15 protein-coding genes and 1 pseudogene are annotated in these 15749 nt (G+C 66.5%); 8 read left to right on the forward strand and 8 right to left on the reverse strand.

Translation table 11 applies throughout. The annotated features are described in order from the left end of the window. Positions 1-3: 3 nt before the first annotated feature. Genes QO058_RS18065 through QO058_RS18075 form a run of 3 tightly spaced genes read right to left on the reverse strand, consistent with a single transcriptional unit; the run spans position 4 to position 3272 of the window. Positions 4-630, reverse strand: a complete 627-nt coding sequence (locus tag QO058_RS18065; protein WP_284167655.1) for an Isoquinoline 1-oxidoreductase subunit — start codon at positions 628-630, stop codon at positions 4-6. Beyond that, positions 630-2807 (reverse strand): xanthine dehydrogenase family protein molybdopterin-binding subunit, encoded by a 2178-nt coding sequence (locus QO058_RS18070; RefSeq protein WP_284167656.1) that lies wholly within the window; start codon positions 2805-2807, stop codon positions 630-632. Before QO058_RS18070 ends, QO058_RS18065 begins: the two co-directional genes overlap by 1 nt. Positions 2808-2810: 3 nt before the next feature. Further along, positions 2811-3272, reverse strand: a complete 462-nt coding sequence (locus QO058_RS18075; protein ID WP_284167657.1) for a (2Fe-2S)-binding protein — start codon at positions 3270-3272, stop codon at positions 2811-2813. Between the two features lie 195 nt (positions 3273-3467). Here QO058_RS18075 and QO058_RS18080 point away from each other — a divergent pair, with 195 nt between their 5' ends. From QO058_RS18080 to QO058_RS18105, 6 genes and pseudogenes are all read left to right on the forward strand, one after another. Continuing rightward, positions 3468-4103 carry a TetR/AcrR family transcriptional regulator gene (locus QO058_RS18080; RefSeq protein ID WP_284167658.1) on the forward strand — a complete coding sequence of 212 codons (636 nt, stop codon included), beginning with the start codon at positions 3468-3470 and terminating at the stop codon, positions 4101-4103. A gap of 170 nt (positions 4104-4273) precedes the next feature. Continuing rightward, positions 4274-5038: an ABC transporter ATP-binding protein gene (locus QO058_RS18085; RefSeq protein WP_126114260.1), complete on the forward strand. Its 765-nt coding sequence runs from the start codon at positions 4274-4276 to the stop codon at positions 5036-5038. Continuing rightward, positions 5028-5771 carry an ABC transporter ATP-binding protein gene (locus QO058_RS18090; protein ID WP_284167659.1) on the forward strand — a complete coding sequence of 248 codons (744 nt, stop codon included), beginning with the start codon at positions 5028-5030 and terminating at the stop codon, positions 5769-5771. Before QO058_RS18085 ends, QO058_RS18090 begins: the two co-directional genes overlap by 11 nt. A 55-nt stretch (positions 5772-5826) precedes the next feature. Next, a complete protein-coding gene (locus tag QO058_RS18095) occupies positions 5827-7032 on the forward strand; it encodes an ABC transporter substrate-binding protein (protein WP_284167660.1) in 1206 nt (401 codons plus the stop codon). A 193-nt stretch (positions 7033-7225) separates the two neighbouring features. Then, positions 7226-8109, forward strand: a pseudogene (locus tag QO058_RS18100) (branched-chain amino acid ABC transporter permease); the annotation flags it as partial. 29 nt (positions 8110-8138) lie between these two features. Then, on the forward strand, positions 8139-9131 hold the full coding sequence (locus QO058_RS18105; protein ID WP_284167661.1) for a branched-chain amino acid ABC transporter permease: 993 nt from the start codon (positions 8139-8141) through the stop codon (positions 9129-9131). 7 nt (positions 9132-9138) lie between these two features. On the opposite strand, the gene QO058_RS18110 is transcribed toward QO058_RS18105, so the two are convergent. The 5 genes from QO058_RS18110 to QO058_RS18130 all read right to left on the reverse strand — a co-directional run bounded on the left by QO058_RS18110 (position 9139) and on the right by QO058_RS18130 (position 12437). After that, positions 9139-9519: a c-type cytochrome gene (locus QO058_RS18110; protein WP_284167662.1), complete on the reverse strand. Its 381-nt coding sequence runs from the start codon at positions 9517-9519 to the stop codon at positions 9139-9141. Beyond that, positions 9516-10523, reverse strand: coding sequence for a Vgb family protein (locus tag QO058_RS18115; protein ID WP_284167663.1), 1008 nt, complete (start codon positions 10521-10523; stop codon positions 9516-9518). The genes QO058_RS18110 and QO058_RS18115 overlap by 4 nt, the downstream gene beginning before the upstream one ends. 112 nt (positions 10524-10635) lie before the next feature. Then, the gene (locus QO058_RS18120) at positions 10636-11271 is read right to left on the reverse strand and encodes a 2-hydroxychromene-2-carboxylate isomerase (protein WP_284167664.1); all 636 of its coding nucleotides are present in this window, start codon (positions 11269-11271) and stop codon (positions 10636-10638) included. Positions 11272-11279: 8 nt separating this feature from the next. Beyond that, the gene (locus QO058_RS18125) at positions 11280-11801 is read right to left on the reverse strand and encodes an isochorismatase family protein (RefSeq protein ID WP_347975410.1); all 522 of its coding nucleotides are present in this window, start codon (positions 11799-11801) and stop codon (positions 11280-11282) included. 15 nt (positions 11802-11816) lie between these two features. Then, the gene (locus QO058_RS18130) at positions 11817-12437 is read right to left on the reverse strand and encodes a TetR/AcrR family transcriptional regulator (protein ID WP_284167666.1); all 621 of its coding nucleotides are present in this window, start codon (positions 12435-12437) and stop codon (positions 11817-11819) included. 94 nt (positions 12438-12531) lie between these two features. On the opposite strand from QO058_RS18130, the gene QO058_RS18135 reads away from it, so the two are divergent. Together QO058_RS18135 and QO058_RS18140 are read left to right on the forward strand one after the other, a co-directional pair. Further along, entirely contained in the window at positions 12532-14064 is a 1533-nt protein-coding gene (locus QO058_RS18135; protein ID WP_284167667.1) for a 4-hydroxyphenylacetate 3-hydroxylase family protein, read from the forward strand. After that, a complete protein-coding gene (locus QO058_RS18140) occupies positions 14061-15710 on the forward strand; it encodes an acyl-CoA dehydrogenase family protein (protein ID WP_284167668.1) in 1650 nt (549 codons plus the stop codon). Before QO058_RS18135 ends, QO058_RS18140 begins: the two co-directional genes overlap by 4 nt. The last annotated feature ends 39 nt before the right edge of the window (positions 15711-15749 follow it).

The following is a 15749-nucleotide window of genomic DNA, read 5'->3' on the forward strand; positions in this document are numbered from 1 at the left end:
ATTCTACGCCGCCGGGCAGGCCGCCCCACTATCGGCCCAGGCCTGCATCAGCGCCCCGAACTCGGCGCTCGAGCCCGGCGCCGGCTGGCGGCCCTTGCCGGGATTCCAGCCCCAGAGAACCAGCGTGTCGCTGGTGACATGCTTGATGATCGCGGCGAGGTCGCGGCTGCCGTTGCGGTTCTGATCCTTCAGCTGCTCGCAGATCTGGCCGAGCGTCTTGCCCTCCCAAGCCATCGAGGCCGGGGCCAGCGCCCAGTGACCATCCCCGGGAACGCCAGCCGGGTCGAAGTTCTGCTTGCCGTGGCAGGTGGTGCAGGCGAGGCCGGGCGCGCCATGCCCGTCCTTGCCGCGCACCACCATCGGCTGGTGCAGCTGCCTCGTGTCGGTCTGACGCGGCCGTTCTGTCGCCGGATGGCAGTTCATGCAACGCGGATGCTGCAGGACCTTGCCGATTTCGTTGAACAGCGCGACCGAGCGGTCGCGCTGATTGGCGATGCCGGCGAAGCTCGCAGCCGGGCGTAAGCTGGCGCCGCCCGGTTGCGGCGCTGGCGCGGTCTGCGCTAGTGTGAATGCGCTGCCGAGCAGCAGAGTGACGGCGGCGGCAGTAGCAGCGAGAGCGAAAGACCGCATCACACCGTCCCTCCGACGATCGGCAGCGAGAGCGGCCGTCCGCTGCCGAGACGCGCCAGCGCGTTGGCGACCGCCGGTCCGATCGGCGGCACGCCGGGCTCGCCGACGCCGGTCGGCTTCTCGGCCGAGGCTATGATCCTGACCTCGACCTCGGGCATCTCGTGGATGCGCAGCGAGCGATAGCTGTCGAAATTGGTCTGGACCGGCCGGCCCTGATCGAGCGTCAGTTCGCCATAGAGGATGTGCCCGAGCCCGAAGCCGATGCCACCCTCCATCTGCGCGCGGATGATGTCGGGATTGACCGCGATGCCGCAATCGACCGCGCACCAGACCTTGTGCACCTTGGGCTCGCCGCCAACGCCGAGCGAGACCTCGGCGATCTGCGCGACGTAAGACGAGAAGCTCTCGACCACGGCGACGCCGCGGGCGCGGCCGTCGACCGGGCCCGGGCCGTTCCACTTCGCCATTTCGGCCACCGCCTTCAGCACGCCGACAAGGCGCGGATGCTTGTTCATCAGCGCTAGCCGCCCGGCGACCGGGTCCTGCCCTGCTTCCTGCAGGAGCTGGTCGATGAAGCACTCGACCGCATAGCCGGTGTGGGTGTGGCCGACCGAGCGCCACCACAGCGTCGGTACGCCGACCTTGGTCGCGTGCACCTCGCAGCGGAAATCGGCGACCTCGTAGGGCAGCTCCGCTGCGCCCTCGACCATGGTGGCGTCGATGCCGTTCTTCACCGTCATCGCCTCGAAGGGCGTGCCGAGGAAAAAGGACTGGCCGACGATCGAGTTGGTCCAGGCGGTGATCTTGCCGTCCTTCACCGCGCCGCGCATGCGGTGCACGAAGAGCGGCCGGTAGTAGCCGCCGGCGAGGTCGTCCTCGCGCGTCCAGACCAGCTTGACCGGCCGGTTCGGGCCGATCGCCTTGCCGACCATGGCGAGTTCCGCCGCCAGATGCTGGCTGACCTGGGCGCGCCGGCCAAATGAACCGCCGGCGAGCATGGTCTCGAGCTGCACCTTCTCCGGTGGCAATTCCAGGATCGTCGCGATGGTCTGGTGCTCGGTGGTCTGGAACTGGCTGCCGAAGCGGGCGAGCGCCCCCTGCGCATTCCATTCGAGATAGCCGTCGAGCGGCTCCATCGGCGCATGCGCCAGATAGGGGAAAACGTATTCCGCCTCGATCACTTTGTCGGCCTTGCCGAGCACCGCATCGGCATCGCCATGCTTGCCGGCGACCGTACCCGGTGTCCGGGCGAGCGCCCGGTACTCGGCGATCAGCTCGCGGCTGCCGCGCTTTTCGGCGCCGATCTCGTCCCAGGTCACCTTCAACGCCTCGCGCCCCTTGAGCGCCGGCCACATGCCGGTGCCATACACGGCGACGCCCGAGCCGATCTCAAGGACGTCCACCACGCCCTTGATCTTCTTCGCCTCGGTCGCATCGAAGGAGGCGACCTTGCCGCCAAAACGTGGCGGCCGGGCGACGACGACCGTCAGCATCTCGGGCGTGCGGATGTCGATGGTGAACTGCGTCTTGCCGGTCGATTTGCCGGCACTGTCGAGGCGCTTGACCGCCCCTTCCTTGCCGATCAGCCTGAACTGCGCGGGGTCCTTGAGCTTGACCTCGGCCGGAGCCTGGAGCTTGGAGGCAGCCTCGGCGAACTCGCCGAAGCGGCCCTGCTTGCCGGAGGTGTGCTTCAGCACGCCCTTCTCGATGCTGATTTCCGCCGCGGGAACCTTCCAGGCCTCGGCAGCGGCCTGCACCAGCATGGCGCGAGCCGTCGCGCCGGCCTTGCGCATCTGCTCGAAGGAATTGGCGATCGCCGTCGAACCGCCGGTGCCCTGCACGCCGAAGGCGAGGTTGGCGTAGAGCTTGACGTCGGCCGGCGCGTGCTCGGCTCGCATCTGGCCCCAATCGGCGTCGAGTTCCTCGGCAACGAGGGTGGCGAGGCCGGTGAACGGGCCCTGGCCGAACTCGATGTGCTTGACGAGGACGGTCACCGTGTCGTCCGCGGCGATCCTGACGAAGGCGTTCGGCGCGAACGTCGCGGCACCGCCCGGTCGGAAAGCCTGAGCGGCGCCCGATTGCGCCCGGCCGGCCTGTGGCAGGCTGACGCCGATGACGAGCGCGCCGGCGCCCTTCAGCAGGTTGCGGCGCGAGAGGGAGATGTCGTGCGCGGTCATGGCTCAGCCCTCCAGCGTGCGTGCGGCGTCGTGGATCGCGGCGCGGATGCGGACGTAAGTTGCGCAGCGGCAAAGATTGCCGTTCATGGCGAGGTCGATGTCGCGGTCGGTCGGCTTGCGAATCTCGGTGAGCAGCGCGATCGCGCTCATCACCTGGCCGGACTGGCAATAGCCGCATTGCGGTACGTCATGCTTGACCCAGGCCGCCTGCACGGCCTGCGCCTCCTTGCCGGCGAGCGCCTCGATCGTGGTGATCTTGGCCTCGCCTATGGCGGAGACGGGCATCGAGCAGGAGCGCAGCGGCTGGCCGTCCATGTAGACGGTGCAGGCGCCGCATTGGGCGACGCCGCAGCCGAACTTGGTGCCGGTCAGGCCGAGATTGTCACGCAACACCCAGAGCAGGGGTGTGTCGTCGTCGACATCGACGCGATGCGTCGTTCCATTGATATTGATTGAGTGGACCATGGCTGCCTCGCGGGGATCGCGGTCATGCGCAGCACGGCACCATGGCAGCCGGATCGAGGCTCGCTCGAAGGCCCGTTCTGACATATCAGAGGCGGGCAAATGATCCGTCGTCTGGGGTCGTGCGACTAGACGAGTTAGACGTTTTGCGTCTAACTAGAATAGTCGCCGACAGTTTGGATTCTGTCAAGACTGCAAATGAGCGACCGCAGCGAAAGTTCCATAGCGTCCGGCGAGGACGGCAAGGGCCGCATCGAGCAGATCGCGGAGGCTGCCCTGCGTCTCTTCGCCCGCTATGGCTACAAGCGCACCTCGATGGACGACATCGCACGCGAGGCCGGCGTTGCCCGCGCCACGCTCTACCTCCATTTCAAAGGCAAGGACGACGTCTTCAGGGCCATGCTCGCGGGCCTCGGCAGCCAAGTCGAGACACGTTGCCGCGAGGCGCTGGCGGCGCCCGGCCCGTTCGCGCAGCGACTCGCCGCACTGATGGCGGCCCATCACGGCACTGCCTTCATTGCCTTCAGTGCCGGCGAGCATCTCGGCGAGCTCAAGGCGGTGATGGTCAGCATCGCCGGAGCCGAGCTCGTCGCCTTCGAGGCGATCTTCATCGACCTCGCCCGCCAATTGTTCGAGGATGCTGCCGCGCAGGGCGAGATTGCGATCGAACGCAGCGGCCTTCCGTTGGATACCTTGATCGCAACGATCATGCGCGCTGCCGCCGGCGCGAAATATGGCGAGTTGCCATCGTGCGAGGACTATCTGCTCCGCCTGCGCGAGATCGCCGCGGTCTTTGCGGCCGCGGTTACCAACGATCGGGCGCTCCGGGCCTGATCCCAGCGCAAGCTAGTCCTTCTGTGTAAGTCTTTCGTCTAGAAGCGAGAGCGTCGCCTGCCCGGCATGGGCTTTTGCGCACACCCGCGCCGTTGACATGGGCGATATGCGCGGTGCAGCATGCCGCCCGGGGAAACGAACAATCCAGCAATGACTAAGGTTAAGGGCGGATGTCTGAGGATATTATTCTATCGACCTCAGGCCTCACGAAAGAATTCGCTGGCTTTACAGCCGTCAATGGCGTTGATCTGAAGGTCAGGCGCGGGTCGATCCATGCGCTGATCGGCCCGAACGGTGCGGGCAAGACGACCTGCTTCAACCTGCTGACCAAGTTCCTGCCGCTGACGCGGGGCCAGATCGTCTATAATGGCCGCGATATCTCGCGCGAGAAGCCGGCCGAGATCGCCAGGCTCGGGCTGGTGCGCTCTTTCCAGATCTCGGCGGTGTTCCCGCAGCTCTCGGTCAAGACCAATGTCCGCGTCGCGCTTCAGAGAAAACGCGGCGATTCCTTCGATTTCTGGCGCTCGGAAAAGGTGCTCTCCCCGCTCGATGCCGAAGCACTGCGCCTCGTCGACGCGGTCGGCCTGTCGGCCTTCGCCGACCTGCCGGCCGGCGAGCTCTCTTACGGCCGCAAGCGCGCGCTTGAGATCGCGACGACGCTCGCGCTCGAGCCCGAGATGCTGCTGCTGGACGAGCCGATGGCCGGCATGGGCCGCGAGGACATCGAGCGCATCGAGGCGCTGATCCGCAAGGTCTCGAAGGACCGAACCATCCTGATGGTCGAGCACAATCTCTCGGTGGTCGCCTCGCTTTGCGACCGCATCACCGTGCTCGCGCGCGGCCAGGTCCTGGCCGAGGGCGACTATGCCACCGTCTCGAAGGATCCGCGCGTGGTCGAAGCCTATATCGGATCGGGAGTCGGCCATGGCCACTGAGGCGGTGCTGGAGCGTCCGGCTGCGGCGGGCGCCAAGCCGCTGCTGGCGGTGCGCGGGCTCGAGGCCTGGTATGGCGAGAGCCATGTCCTTCATGGCATCGAGCTCGATGTCGGCGAGGGCGAGGTGGTGACTCTGCTCGGCCGCAACGGCGCCGGCAAGACCACGACGCTGAAGTCGATCATGGGCGTGATCGGCAAGCGCAAGGGCTCGGTCACCTTCGCCGGGCAGGAGACGATCGGGCTGCCGTCGCGCGCCATCGCCCGGCTCGGCCTCGGTTATGTGCCGGAGGAACGCGGCATCTACTCGACGCTCTCGGTCGAGGAGAACCTGCTGCTGCCGCCGCAGGTGAAGCCGGGCGGGCTCCCGGTCGAGCAGATCTTCACGCTCTTCCCCAACCTCAAGGAGCGGCTGAAGAGCCAGGGTACCAAGCTTTCGGGTGGCGAACAGCAGATGCTGGCGATCGGCCGCATCCTGCGCACCGGCGCCAATCTGCTCCTGCTCGACGAGCCGACCGAGGGGCTCGCGCCGGTCATCATCGACCAGATCGGCGCCACGATCCGCATGCTCAAGCAAAAGGGCTTCACCATCGTCCTGGTCGAGCAGAATTTCCGCTTCGCCCAGACCGTCGCCGACCGCCACTACGTCGTCGAGCAGGGCAGGGTCGTCGACATGATCCCCAATCCGGAACTCGACGCCAATATCGACAAGCTCCACAGCTATCTCGGGGTCTGACGCAGGGCGTCCAACAAGAACCTTACGAACACCAGACATCTCAGGGAGAGAGAATATGCAGCTCAAGACATTGCTCGCGGCCACGGCGCTCGGCGCGCTGATGGCTTCGCCCGCGCTGGCGCAGCAGATCTCGGTCAAGGCCGGCGTGCTCAACGACCGCTCCGGCCTCTATGCCGACCTCTCGGGCGAGGGCTCGGTGATCGCCGCGCGCCTGGCAGTCGAGGACTTCAAGGCAGCCGAGAAGGGCATCAAGGTCGAGATCGTCTCGGCCGACCATCAGAACAAGCCGGACGTCGGCTCGACCATCGCCCGGCAATGGTACGATCAGGACGGCGTCGACCTGATCCTCGACGTGCCGACCTCCTCGGTCGCCCTTGCGGTCAACCAGATCACCCGCGAGAAGAACAAGGTCCACATCAACTCCGGCGCGGCCTCCTCGGACCTGACCGGCAAGGCGTGCTCGCCGAACACCGTCCACTGGACCTATGACACCTACGCGCTGGCCCAGGGCACCGGCGGCGCCATGACCAAGGCCGGCGGCGACAGCTGGTTCTTCCTCACCGCGGACTACGCCTTCGGCCATGCGCTCGAGCGCGACACCTCGGCGGTGGTGACCAAGGCCGGTGGCAAGGTGCTCGGCGCCGTCCGCACGCCGTTCCCGGGCACGGACTTCTCGTCCTTCCTGCTGCAGGCGCAGGCGTCGAAGGCCAAGGTGATCGGCCTCGCCAATGCCGGTGGCGACACCATCAACTCGATCAAGCAGGCGGGTGAGTTCGGCATCGTCGCCGGCGGCCAGAAGCTGGCCGGTTTGCTCGTCTTCGCTACGGACGTGCATGCGCTCGGCCTACAAACCGCGCAGGGGCTGGTGCTGACCGAGTCCTTCTACTGGGACATGAACGACCAGACCCGCGCCTGGTCCGAGCGTTTCGCCAAGCTCAACGGCGGCAAGAAGCCCTCCATGGTCCAGGCCGGCGTCTATTCCGGCATGCTGCACTATCTGAAGGCGGTCGAGGCGGCCAAGAGCAAGGATTCGGCTGTCGTCATGGCCAAGATGAAGGAATTGCCGACCGACGATCCGCTGTTCGGCAAGGGCTCGGTCCGCGTCGACGGACGCAAGATGCACGACATGTATCTGTTCGAGGTCAAGAAGCCGTCGGAATCGAAGGCGCCGTGGGACTACTACAAGCAGATCGCGGTGCTGAAGGCGGACGAGGCCTTCAAGCCGCTGGCCGAGAGCGAGTGCCCGCTCGTCAAGAAGTGATGGGCTGAAACAGCCCGCACGACACGCTCTGCCGGGGCCGGTAGAGCCCGTTCCGATCAGCTTGCATCGCAAGCTGATCGGAAAAACGGTCTCTACCTCTAAGTTGGAGACGGATTTACCGATCAGGTTGTTTCCAACCTGATCGGATCCGGCTCCAGGCCCCCGGATCAGCTTCCACGGAATGGTCGATCGCATGTTCGAGCTCTTGGGTGTCCCGCCACAGGCATTGTTCGGCCAGCTTCTGCTCGGGCTGATCAACGGCTCGTTCTATGCGATCCTCAGCCTCGGCCTGGCCGTGATCTTCGGCCTGCTCAACATCATCAACTTCACCCATGGCGCCCAGTACATGATGGGCGCCTTCGTCGCTTGATGTGCCTGAACTATCTCGGCATCAACTATTGGGCGGCGCTGCTGCTGGCGCCGATCGCCGTCGGCATCACCGGCGTGGTGATCGAGCGCTTCCTGCTGAAGCGCATCGCCCATGTCGACCATCTCTACGGGCTGCTGCTGACCTTCGGCCTGGCGCTGATCATCCAGGGCCTGTTCCGCAACAATTATGGCTCCTCCGGCCTGCCTTACTCGATCCCGGCGGAGCTGCGCGGCGGCTATAATCTCGGCTTCATGTTCCTGCCGACCTATCGCGGCTGGGTCGTGATCGCCTCGCTCGTCGTCTGCCTCGCCACCTGGTTCATGATCGAGAAGACCAAGCTCGGCTCCTATTTGCGTGCTGCGACTGAGAACCCGACCCTGACCCAGGCCTTCGGCATCAACGTGCCGTTGCTGGTGACGCTGACCTATGGTTTTGGCGTCGCGCTCGCCGCCTTTGCCGGGGTGCTGGCGGCGCCGATCTATTCGGTCAACCCGAACATGGGCGCCGATCTGATCATCGTCGTCTTCGCGGTGGTAGTGATCGGAGGCATGGGCTCGATCATGGGCGCGATCGTCACCGGCTTCTCGCTCGGCCTGGTCGAAGGACTGACCAAGGTGTTCTATCCGGAAGCCTCGGCGACCGTGATCTTCATCATTATGGCGATCGTGCTTCTGGTGAAGCCCGCCGGCCTGTTCGGGCGCGCGGCCCGAGCGCCGCCGCCTCGTGAGGAATTGAGATGGCAGACATCGCTTCCACCGACGCTTCCGCCGCCAGCCTCGCCATTGGCGAGGTTGACGACAGCACCGCGCGGCTGCACCGCAACCTGATGATCGGCATCGCGGCCGCGCTCGTGATCGCGCCCTTCGTCGCCTATCCGGTCTTCGTGATGAAGGTGCTGTGCTTTGCGCTGTTCGCGCTCGCCTTCAATCTTCTGCTCGGCTATGGCGGCCTGCTCTCCTTCGGCCACGCCGCCTATTTCGGCATGGCGAGCTATGTCAGCGCCTACACCGCCAAGCACTGGGGGCTGACGCCGGAGCTCGCCATCCTCGCCGGCACGGGGATCGCCGCTCTGCTTGGCCTCGCCTTCGGCGCACTCGCCATCCGCCGCCAGGGCATCTACTTTGCCATGATCACGCTGGCGCTGGCGCAGATGGCGTTCTTTTTCTCGCTGCAGACGCCGCGCTTCACCGGTGGCGAGGACGGCATCCAGGCAGTGCCGCGCGGCAAGCTGCTGGGCCTGTTCAGCCTCGCCGACGACCGGGCGCTTTATTGGCTGGTCGCCGCGGTCTTCATGGGCGGGCTGCTGCTGATCTACCGCGTCATCCACTCGCCCTTCGGCCAGGTCTGCAAGGCGATCCGTGACAACGAGCCGCGCGCCATCTCGCTCGGCTACCGCGCCAGCCAGTACAAGCTCGCCGTCTTCGTGCTTTCGGCCGGGATCGCCGGGCTTGCCGGCGCCACCAAGGCGATCGTCTTCCAGCTGGCGTCGCTCACCGACGTGCATTGGTCGATGTCGGGCGAGGTCGTGCTGATGACGCTGGTCGGCGGGCTCGGCACGGTCTTCGGCCCGATCGTCGGCGCAATCGTCATCGTCTCCATGCAAAATTTCCTGGCGACGCTCGGTGCCTGGGTCACGGTCGTGCAGGGCATTGTTTTCGTGATCTGCGTCCTGCTCTTCCGCGAAGGCATCGTCGGCATGATCTCAAAATGGATCAAGAAGCCGCTCTGAGCAGCGGCTACCTGCTGAGCAGGTAATCCGCCACGGCCGCGCGGTCCGCCATGCTGAGGCCGGCGGGCGGACTCATCCAGCCACCGGGTACGAGCGCGTCGGGGTCGGAGAGGTAGGCCTTCAGCTTCTCCTCGTCCCAGTTGAGCCCTTGCGCCTTCGCGGCCCTGAACGCCGGCGAATAATCGAAGCCATCAGCCGAACCGAGCACGCGTCCCTTCAATCCGGCAAGATGCGGCCCGGACATGCCGGTCTTGGCCGGATCTAGACTATGGCAGGACTGGCAGGCCTTGAAGATGGCAGCTCCCGCCGGTTCCTGTGCCCGGAGCGGGCCGGTCAAGGGTAGCGCGAGCGCCGGGAGCGCCAGGAGCGCCGCGAGCCCCGTTCTCACGCCGGCTTCACCGTCTGGATGCGCACCAGCCGGTTGGTGCCGCTCTCGCCGCCCCAGGCCTCGCCGCTCCGCCCGTCCATCTGGCGGACATTGGCGCCGGGCTTGTCGCTCGGGAAGCTGTTGAATTCCTCGTTGAGCGGGTCGAAGCGAACGATGCTGTTGAGGGCGAAGTCGGTGAGCCAGACCTTGTCGGCGTCGTCGACATAGACCGAGTAGGTCCGCGGCTTGTGACCGGGCAGCTTCCAGCCCTTCCAGCTGCCGCTTTCGGGGTCGAACGATGAGACCTGCCCGGAATTCCACTCGCTGACCCAGATCCGGTTCTTCGAATCCGACCAGACCCGGCGCGCGCCCTGGCCCTCGGTCGGCGGATCGACCACGGTGAAGGCGCCGCTCTGCGTGTTGATCCTGGCGATGTAGTTGCCGGCGAGCGAGGCGAACCAGATTTCGCCAGCCGGCGTGCGCGTCATGCCATAGGGGCCGGCGCCGCGCGGCGCGTCGAAGATCTCCATCTTGCCGGATTTCGGATCGAGACGGCCGACGATGCCGTTCTGGCCGGTGAACCAGAGCATACCGGTCTTGTCGAAGACCGGCGTGTTGAGATTGGCGCGCTCGCGCTCGGCCGGGAGTTTGAACAGGTCGACCTTGTGCGTCTTGTCGTCGACACGGGCGATGGCGTTCTGGCCGCCTTCGGTGACCCAGGCGGCCCCATCAGGGCCGCGCACCACGCCGTGCGGCGCAGCGCCATCGCCGAGCGGAATCACCTTGATCTGGCCGGTGCGTGGATCGAAACGGCCGAGCACGCCGTTGCGCTGGCCGCAGACCCAGAGCGTGCCGTCGCCGGCATCGGTGACATCGCGCGAGCCCTTGATCTCCGGCACCTCGAAATAGGTGACGATGAACGGGCTGCCGGGCTGGGGCTGTCCGGTCGCCTCGGCGCTGCGCAGGATCAGATTCGGCGCGGCCAGGCCGGCGATGCCGAATTTCAGGAACGAACGGCGCAGCATGGGCGTCTCCCTTTCGTTGTCGGCCGGCGAATGATCTGCCTATCCAGGACAGGCGTAAACCGACAACATCGTGAAACTGTGGCTGCGGCCGGACGGTTCCCTCTTCTCGTGTTCAGCGCTGGCGCTGGATGCCTTCGGGCAAGGTCGAGACGCGCGCCATCTCGCCGCTGCGGAAAGCCGTCGGATCGGTGAGATAGTCCTGCGCCATCGCCATCGCGTCGGCACCCCAGAAGACCTCGCCATCGATCACCAGGCTTGGCACGCCGAAGACGCCGGCGGCAACCGCTTCCTCGGTCGCCTGGCGCAGGCGGTCCTTGACCTCCTGCTCCCCGATCAGCGCCAGGGCATCGGGCCGGCCGGCAGCTTCCGCCACTGCCGCCAGGACTGCCGGATCATTGGCGTCGCGGCCCTCGCCCCAGACGAGGCGGAAGGCGGCCGTCACCGCCGCCTCATTGCCGTTGAGCGCGGTCAGCAGGCGCAGCATGGCGAGCGGGTTGAAGGGGTGGGCCGGTGGGAAGCGGAAGGGCACGCCCATCGCCTGTGCGGTGTGCGTCGCGAGCCTGTAGGTGTGGACGCGCTTGGAGGCGATCTCGGCCGGGCCGAGCTGGCCCCAGGCCTTGAGGACGCCGCCGAAGACGATCGGCTTCAGCACGACCGGCCGCAGAGCCCGGATCGCGCCCAGCCGCGTCAACGCCAGATGCGCGAAGGGCGAGATGATGTCGAAGTACCAGAAGGCGGGTTGAGGCACGGGTGGGCTCACTTGACCAGCGCAAGAGCGGCGCGGAACTGTGGGTGCTCGGCTGTGCGCAGCCACTCGAATACGACCGCCTCCGTGGTGACGATCTCGGCGCCGTTTCGCTCCAGCCGGCGTAAGCTTACCTCCTTGCTTTCCGGCACGCGCGAGCCGACAGCGTCCTGCACCACGAAGACACGGCGCTTGTGTTCGAGCAGAGAGAGCGCGGTCTGGCCGAAGCAGACATGCGCCTCGCAACCACAGAGGATCAGATCGTCATCGCCGGCGATGGCGTCGATGAAGGCCGGCGCGGCACAGGCATCGAAGCTCATCTTGCTGATTGCGGGCGCGGCCTCGGCGAGGTCTGGAACCGTCGCGCCGAGCCCGGCCGGGTTCTGCTCGGTCATCACGATCGGCACGTCCAGGAGCTTCGCCGCTGCGACCAGCCTGCCAGCATTGGCCAGGAGGCGCGGCCCGTCATGGATCGCCGGCATCAATCGCGCCTGGAAATCGATGACGACGAGGCGGGACCGTTTGACGTTCATCAGGTGCATCGGGCGTCATCTCCGCAGGAGCCGGTCGAGCTCGGTTTCGACATGGCGCTCCATCAGCGCGCGCGGCGAGGTGCCGAACATGCGGATGCGCCGCGTATGCGCCAGGAGCAGCACGCCTGAAGCATGGGCGAAGGCGTCGGCCATGATCAACTCGGCTTGCGCGGCATCGGCGCCGAGCGCCAGCGCCGCCGCGCGGATCGGCGCCAAAGTCGCTTCCAGCGCCTCGTTCAATGCCCGGTCGCGCTCGCGGCCGAGACCGTGCGGGCGCATGCCGCCGCGAAACAGATAGAAGCCGAGATCGAGATCGCGCGGGTTCTCGGCATAGAAATCGAAGAAGGCGAGCGCGGCGGCTGAGAAGCACTCCGAAGGGGTGCCGGCAGTCGCAACCGCCGCATCGACCGCCTCCTGCAGCGTCTTGATCGAGCGGCCGAGCACCTCGGCATAGAGCGCCTCCTTCGAGTCGAAATGGAAATAGAGCGCCGCCGGCGTGTAGCCGGCCTCGGCGGCGATCGCTCGCAGCGATGCACCGTCCAGCCCCTCGCGTTCGAACACGGCGCGCGCGGCGGTGACGATGCCCGCGCGCTTTGTGTCCGTCGCGGCATAGCGGCCGCGCTTTCGACCCGCCATTCCCTCGCTCACTCTGGAACGCCTCCAACCCTCTTGACGAAAATCTAACGTCGTTCAATTTTAGCGGCAACAAGCTTTTCGGGAGGAGGCTAGCATGCTGATGGACGCCGCCGGCTATCGTGAATCCCTGCGGGCCTATTCGCCGCGCCTCTTCGTCAACGGCCGCAGGGTCGAGAACGTCGCCGACGAGCCCATGCTGCTGCCGGGCATCAACGGCATCGGCGTCGGCTACGACCTCGCGCATGACCCGGCCTACGCCCCGATCATGACGGCGGTCGATGCGAGTTCTGGCAAGACGGTCAACCGGATGATCCATCTCAACCAGAGCTCCAGCGATCTTCTCGCCAAGCTCGAGGCGGTCCGGCTGATGTGCAAGATCGCCGGCTGTGCCGTGCGCTATCTGACCCATGACGCTTTCAATGGCTTGCGCCAGGCGACGGTCCGGGCCGACGCCAATCACGGTACCGACTATACCCAGCGCTTCCAGGCCTATCTGCACGAGGTGCAGGAGCGCGATCTCACCCTCGGCATCGCCATGACCGACGCCAAGGGTGACCGCTTGCTGCGGCCGGGCGCGCAGGCCAATCGCGATTCCTACGTTCACATCAAGGAACGCCGGGTGGACGGTATCGTCATCCGCGGCACCAAGGCGATCGTCACCGGCGCGCCCTATGTCCACGAATTCCTGGTGATGCCCTGCCGCACCCATGCCAAGGGTGACGAGGATTTCGCCGTCTGCTGTGCCGTGCCCTGCGATGCCGAGGGCGTCACCATCGTCGCGCGCCCGGCCGGGCGGCCCGGCGACCCCGCCGCGAAGTTCTCGGCGAAGTATGGCCAGTCGACCGGCGCGGTGATGTTCGACGACGTCTTCGTGCCATGGGAACGCGTCTTCCTTGCCGGCGAGATCGAGGAGGCCGGCTATCTCACCACCGGCTACGCCACCCACCATCGCCATAGCTGTATCGCGGCGCGGGCCGGCTTCGGCGACCTGCTGATCGGCGCCGGCGCGCTGATGGTCGAGGCCAACGGGCTCGATGCCGACAGGCATTCCCATGTCCGCGAGCAGCTGGTCGAATTGATCACCATCACCGAGAGCTTCTTCGCCTGCGGCGTCGCGGCCTCGGTCTATTGCAGCAAGGACGCGTCGGGCGTGGCGATGCCGGACGCAGTTTTCGCCAATATCGGCAAGCTGCTGCTCGCTACCAAGATCTACGACATGCACAGGATCGCACACTATGTCTCGGGAGGCTTGATCGTGGCGCTGCCCGGCCCGGACGAGGACCACAACCCCGAGACGTCAGCGTCGCTCTCGGCCGTGCTGACCGGGCGGCCGGACATCCCCTACGCGCAGCGCGCCGAGGTCGCCCGTTTCATCGAGGACCTCACCGTCTCCAAGGAGGCCGGCTGGTATTCGGTGATCTCGCTGCATGGCGGCGGCTCGCCCGAGGCGATGAAGCGCGAGATCTGGCGCAACTATCCCGTCATGGAAAAGGTCGCGCTGGTCGAGAGCCTGCTCGATCGCGGCGTGCTGGCCGACGGCTCGCGCGTCAGCAAGCAGCCCGGCCGCTGCTGCGTGACCGGCTGCGAAGTGCCCGAGCGCGTGACGATAGAGGAGGCGGCGGAATGAACATCCACGCGGGCGCCACCCATCAGGTCCTCAACCAGGCCCGGCCGGCTATTGGCTGGAACGCCTTCACCGGCGACGCGGTGCTGCAGGGCATCGTCGCCCGCGGCGCGCCCTGGGTCGCGGACAAGGCGGCGGCACTCGGAGCCCATGCCGGCGACGCCGAGGTGCAGGAGCTCGCGCGCCTTGCCAATCGCCATGGTCCGGAGCTTCGGAGCCATGACCGTTACGGCAATCGCGCCGACTGGATCGACTTCCATCCGGCCTGGCACGAGCTGATGGCGCTCGCCTTCGCCCATGAGGTGCCTTCGCTCGCCTGGACGACGAAGGAGCCGAACGGCCATCTCGGCCGCGCCGTCCTGTCCTATCTCTGGAACCAGATCGAGCACGGGACGGGGTGCCCGACAGGCATGACCTATGCCGCCTTTCCCGGCCTCGCCCAGCCGGAGTTCGCGCTCTGGCGCCAGAAGATCACCTCGGCCCGCTACGACAAGCGCCCGCTGCCGGTGGCGCGGAAGCTAGGGGCCAGCGTCGGCTACGCGATGACCGAGAAGCAGGGCGGCTCCGACCTGCGCCAGACCCAGACCACGGCCCGCTTCCTCGAGGACACGCCCGAGGGCCGGGTTTATCTGATCACCGGCCACAAATGGTTCTTCTCGGTGCCGCAATCGGACGGATTCTTTACGCTGGCGCAGACGCAAAGCGGCGTCTCCTGCCTGTTCTGCCCGGGCTTCCTGCCCGACGGCAGCCGTAACCGGCTGCAGATCCAGCGCCTCAAGGACAAGGCCGGCAACCGCTCGAACGCCTCCTCGGAGGTCGAATTCCGCGAATGCCTCGGCTGGCTTGTCGGCGAGGAGGGCGCCGGCATCAAGGAGATCCTCTCCCACGCCCATCTCACCCGGCTCGATTTCGCTGTCGGCTCGGCGGGGTTGATGCGCCAGGCGCTGACACTGGCGCTGAACCACACCCAATCGCGCAAGGGTTTCGGGTCGTCGCTGGCCGAGCAGCCGATGATGACCAACATCCTCGCCGATCTCGCGATCGATTCCGAGGCCTCGACGCTGATGGCCTTCAGGGTCGCCACCGCGACCGATGCCATGGAGACGTCGGAGGAAGAGCGCCACCTCGCCCGCGTCACCACCCCGCTGGCGAAGTTCTGGAACTGCAAGCGTGTCGCCGCCTTCGTCGTCGAGGCGCTGGAGTGCCATGGCGGCAACGGCTTCATCGAGGAGAACCCGATGGCGCGGCTCTATCGCGAGGCACCGCTCAACGCGATCTGGGAGGGTACCTCGAACATGATGTGCATGGACGTGCTGCGCGCCTTCAACCGCGAGCCGCGCACCAAGGAGGCCTTCATGACCGAGGTCGGGCAGGCGCGCGGCGCCAACCGCGCCCTCGACCGCTGGCTCGACCGGCTCGGCGACGAGGCTGCCAAACCGCGCAATGATGACGGCCATGGCCGCCGGCTCGCCAATCTGATGGCCTATGCGCTGCAGGCCTCCGAGCTCAGGAAGCACGCCGACGAGGCGGTGTTCGAGAGCTTCTGCCGCTCGCGGCTCGATGCCGACTGGGGCTATGTCTTCGGCACGCTCGACCCCTCGCCGGAGCTGGCCGGGATCGTACGGCGGGCAACGGTGGCGCGTGGCTGAGCTCCAGCCACGGCATCTTCAAGAAAAACACGCGCCCCA

The organism is Bosea vestrisii (assembly GCF_030144325.1).
GTDB classification, from domain to species: Bacteria; Pseudomonadota; Alphaproteobacteria; order Rhizobiales; family Beijerinckiaceae; genus Allobosea; species Allobosea vestrisii_A.

Bases quoted from the DNA above. Each gene is read 5' to 3' on its own strand.
- QO058_RS18130 (WP_284167666.1), bottom strand. From the start codon at position 12,437: ATGGCGGGTCGAAAGCGCGGCCGCTATGCCGCGACGGACACAAAGCGC.
- QO058_RS18125 (WP_347975410.1), bottom strand. From the start codon at position 11,801: ATGAACGTCAAACGGTCCCGCCTCGTCGTCATCGATTTCCAGGCGCGA.
- QO058_RS18070 (WP_284167656.1), bottom strand. From the start codon at position 2,807: ATGACCGCGCACGACATCTCCCTCTCGCGCCGCAACCTGCTGAAGGGC.
- QO058_RS18080 (WP_284167658.1), top strand. From the start codon at position 3,468: ATGAGCGACCGCAGCGAAAGTTCCATAGCGTCCGGCGAGGACGGCAAG.
- QO058_RS18095 (WP_284167660.1), top strand. From the start codon at position 5,827: ATGCAGCTCAAGACATTGCTCGCGGCCACGGCGCTCGGCGCGCTGATG.
- QO058_RS18135 (WP_284167667.1), top strand. From the start codon at position 12,532: ATGCTGATGGACGCCGCCGGCTATCGTGAATCCCTGCGGGCCTATTCG.
- QO058_RS18105 (WP_284167661.1), top strand. From the start codon at position 8,139: ATGGCAGACATCGCTTCCACCGACGCTTCCGCCGCCAGCCTCGCCATT.
- QO058_RS18085 (WP_126114260.1), top strand. From the start codon at position 4,274: ATGTCTGAGGATATTATTCTATCGACCTCAGGCCTCACGAAAGAATTC.
- QO058_RS18140 (WP_284167668.1), top strand. From the start codon at position 14,061: ATGAACATCCACGCGGGCGCCACCCATCAGGTCCTCAACCAGGCCCGG.
- QO058_RS18115 (WP_284167663.1), bottom strand. From the start codon at position 10,523: ATGCTGCGCCGTTCGTTCCTGAAATTCGGCATCGCCGGCCTGGCCGCG.
- QO058_RS18065 (WP_284167655.1), bottom strand. From the start codon at position 630: ATGCGGTCTTTCGCTCTCGCTGCTACTGCCGCCGCCGTCACTCTGCTG.
- QO058_RS18075 (WP_284167657.1), bottom strand. From the start codon at position 3,272: ATGGTCCACTCAATCAATATCAATGGAACGACGCATCGCGTCGATGTC.
- QO058_RS18090 (WP_284167659.1), top strand. From the start codon at position 5,028: ATGGCCACTGAGGCGGTGCTGGAGCGTCCGGCTGCGGCGGGCGCCAAG.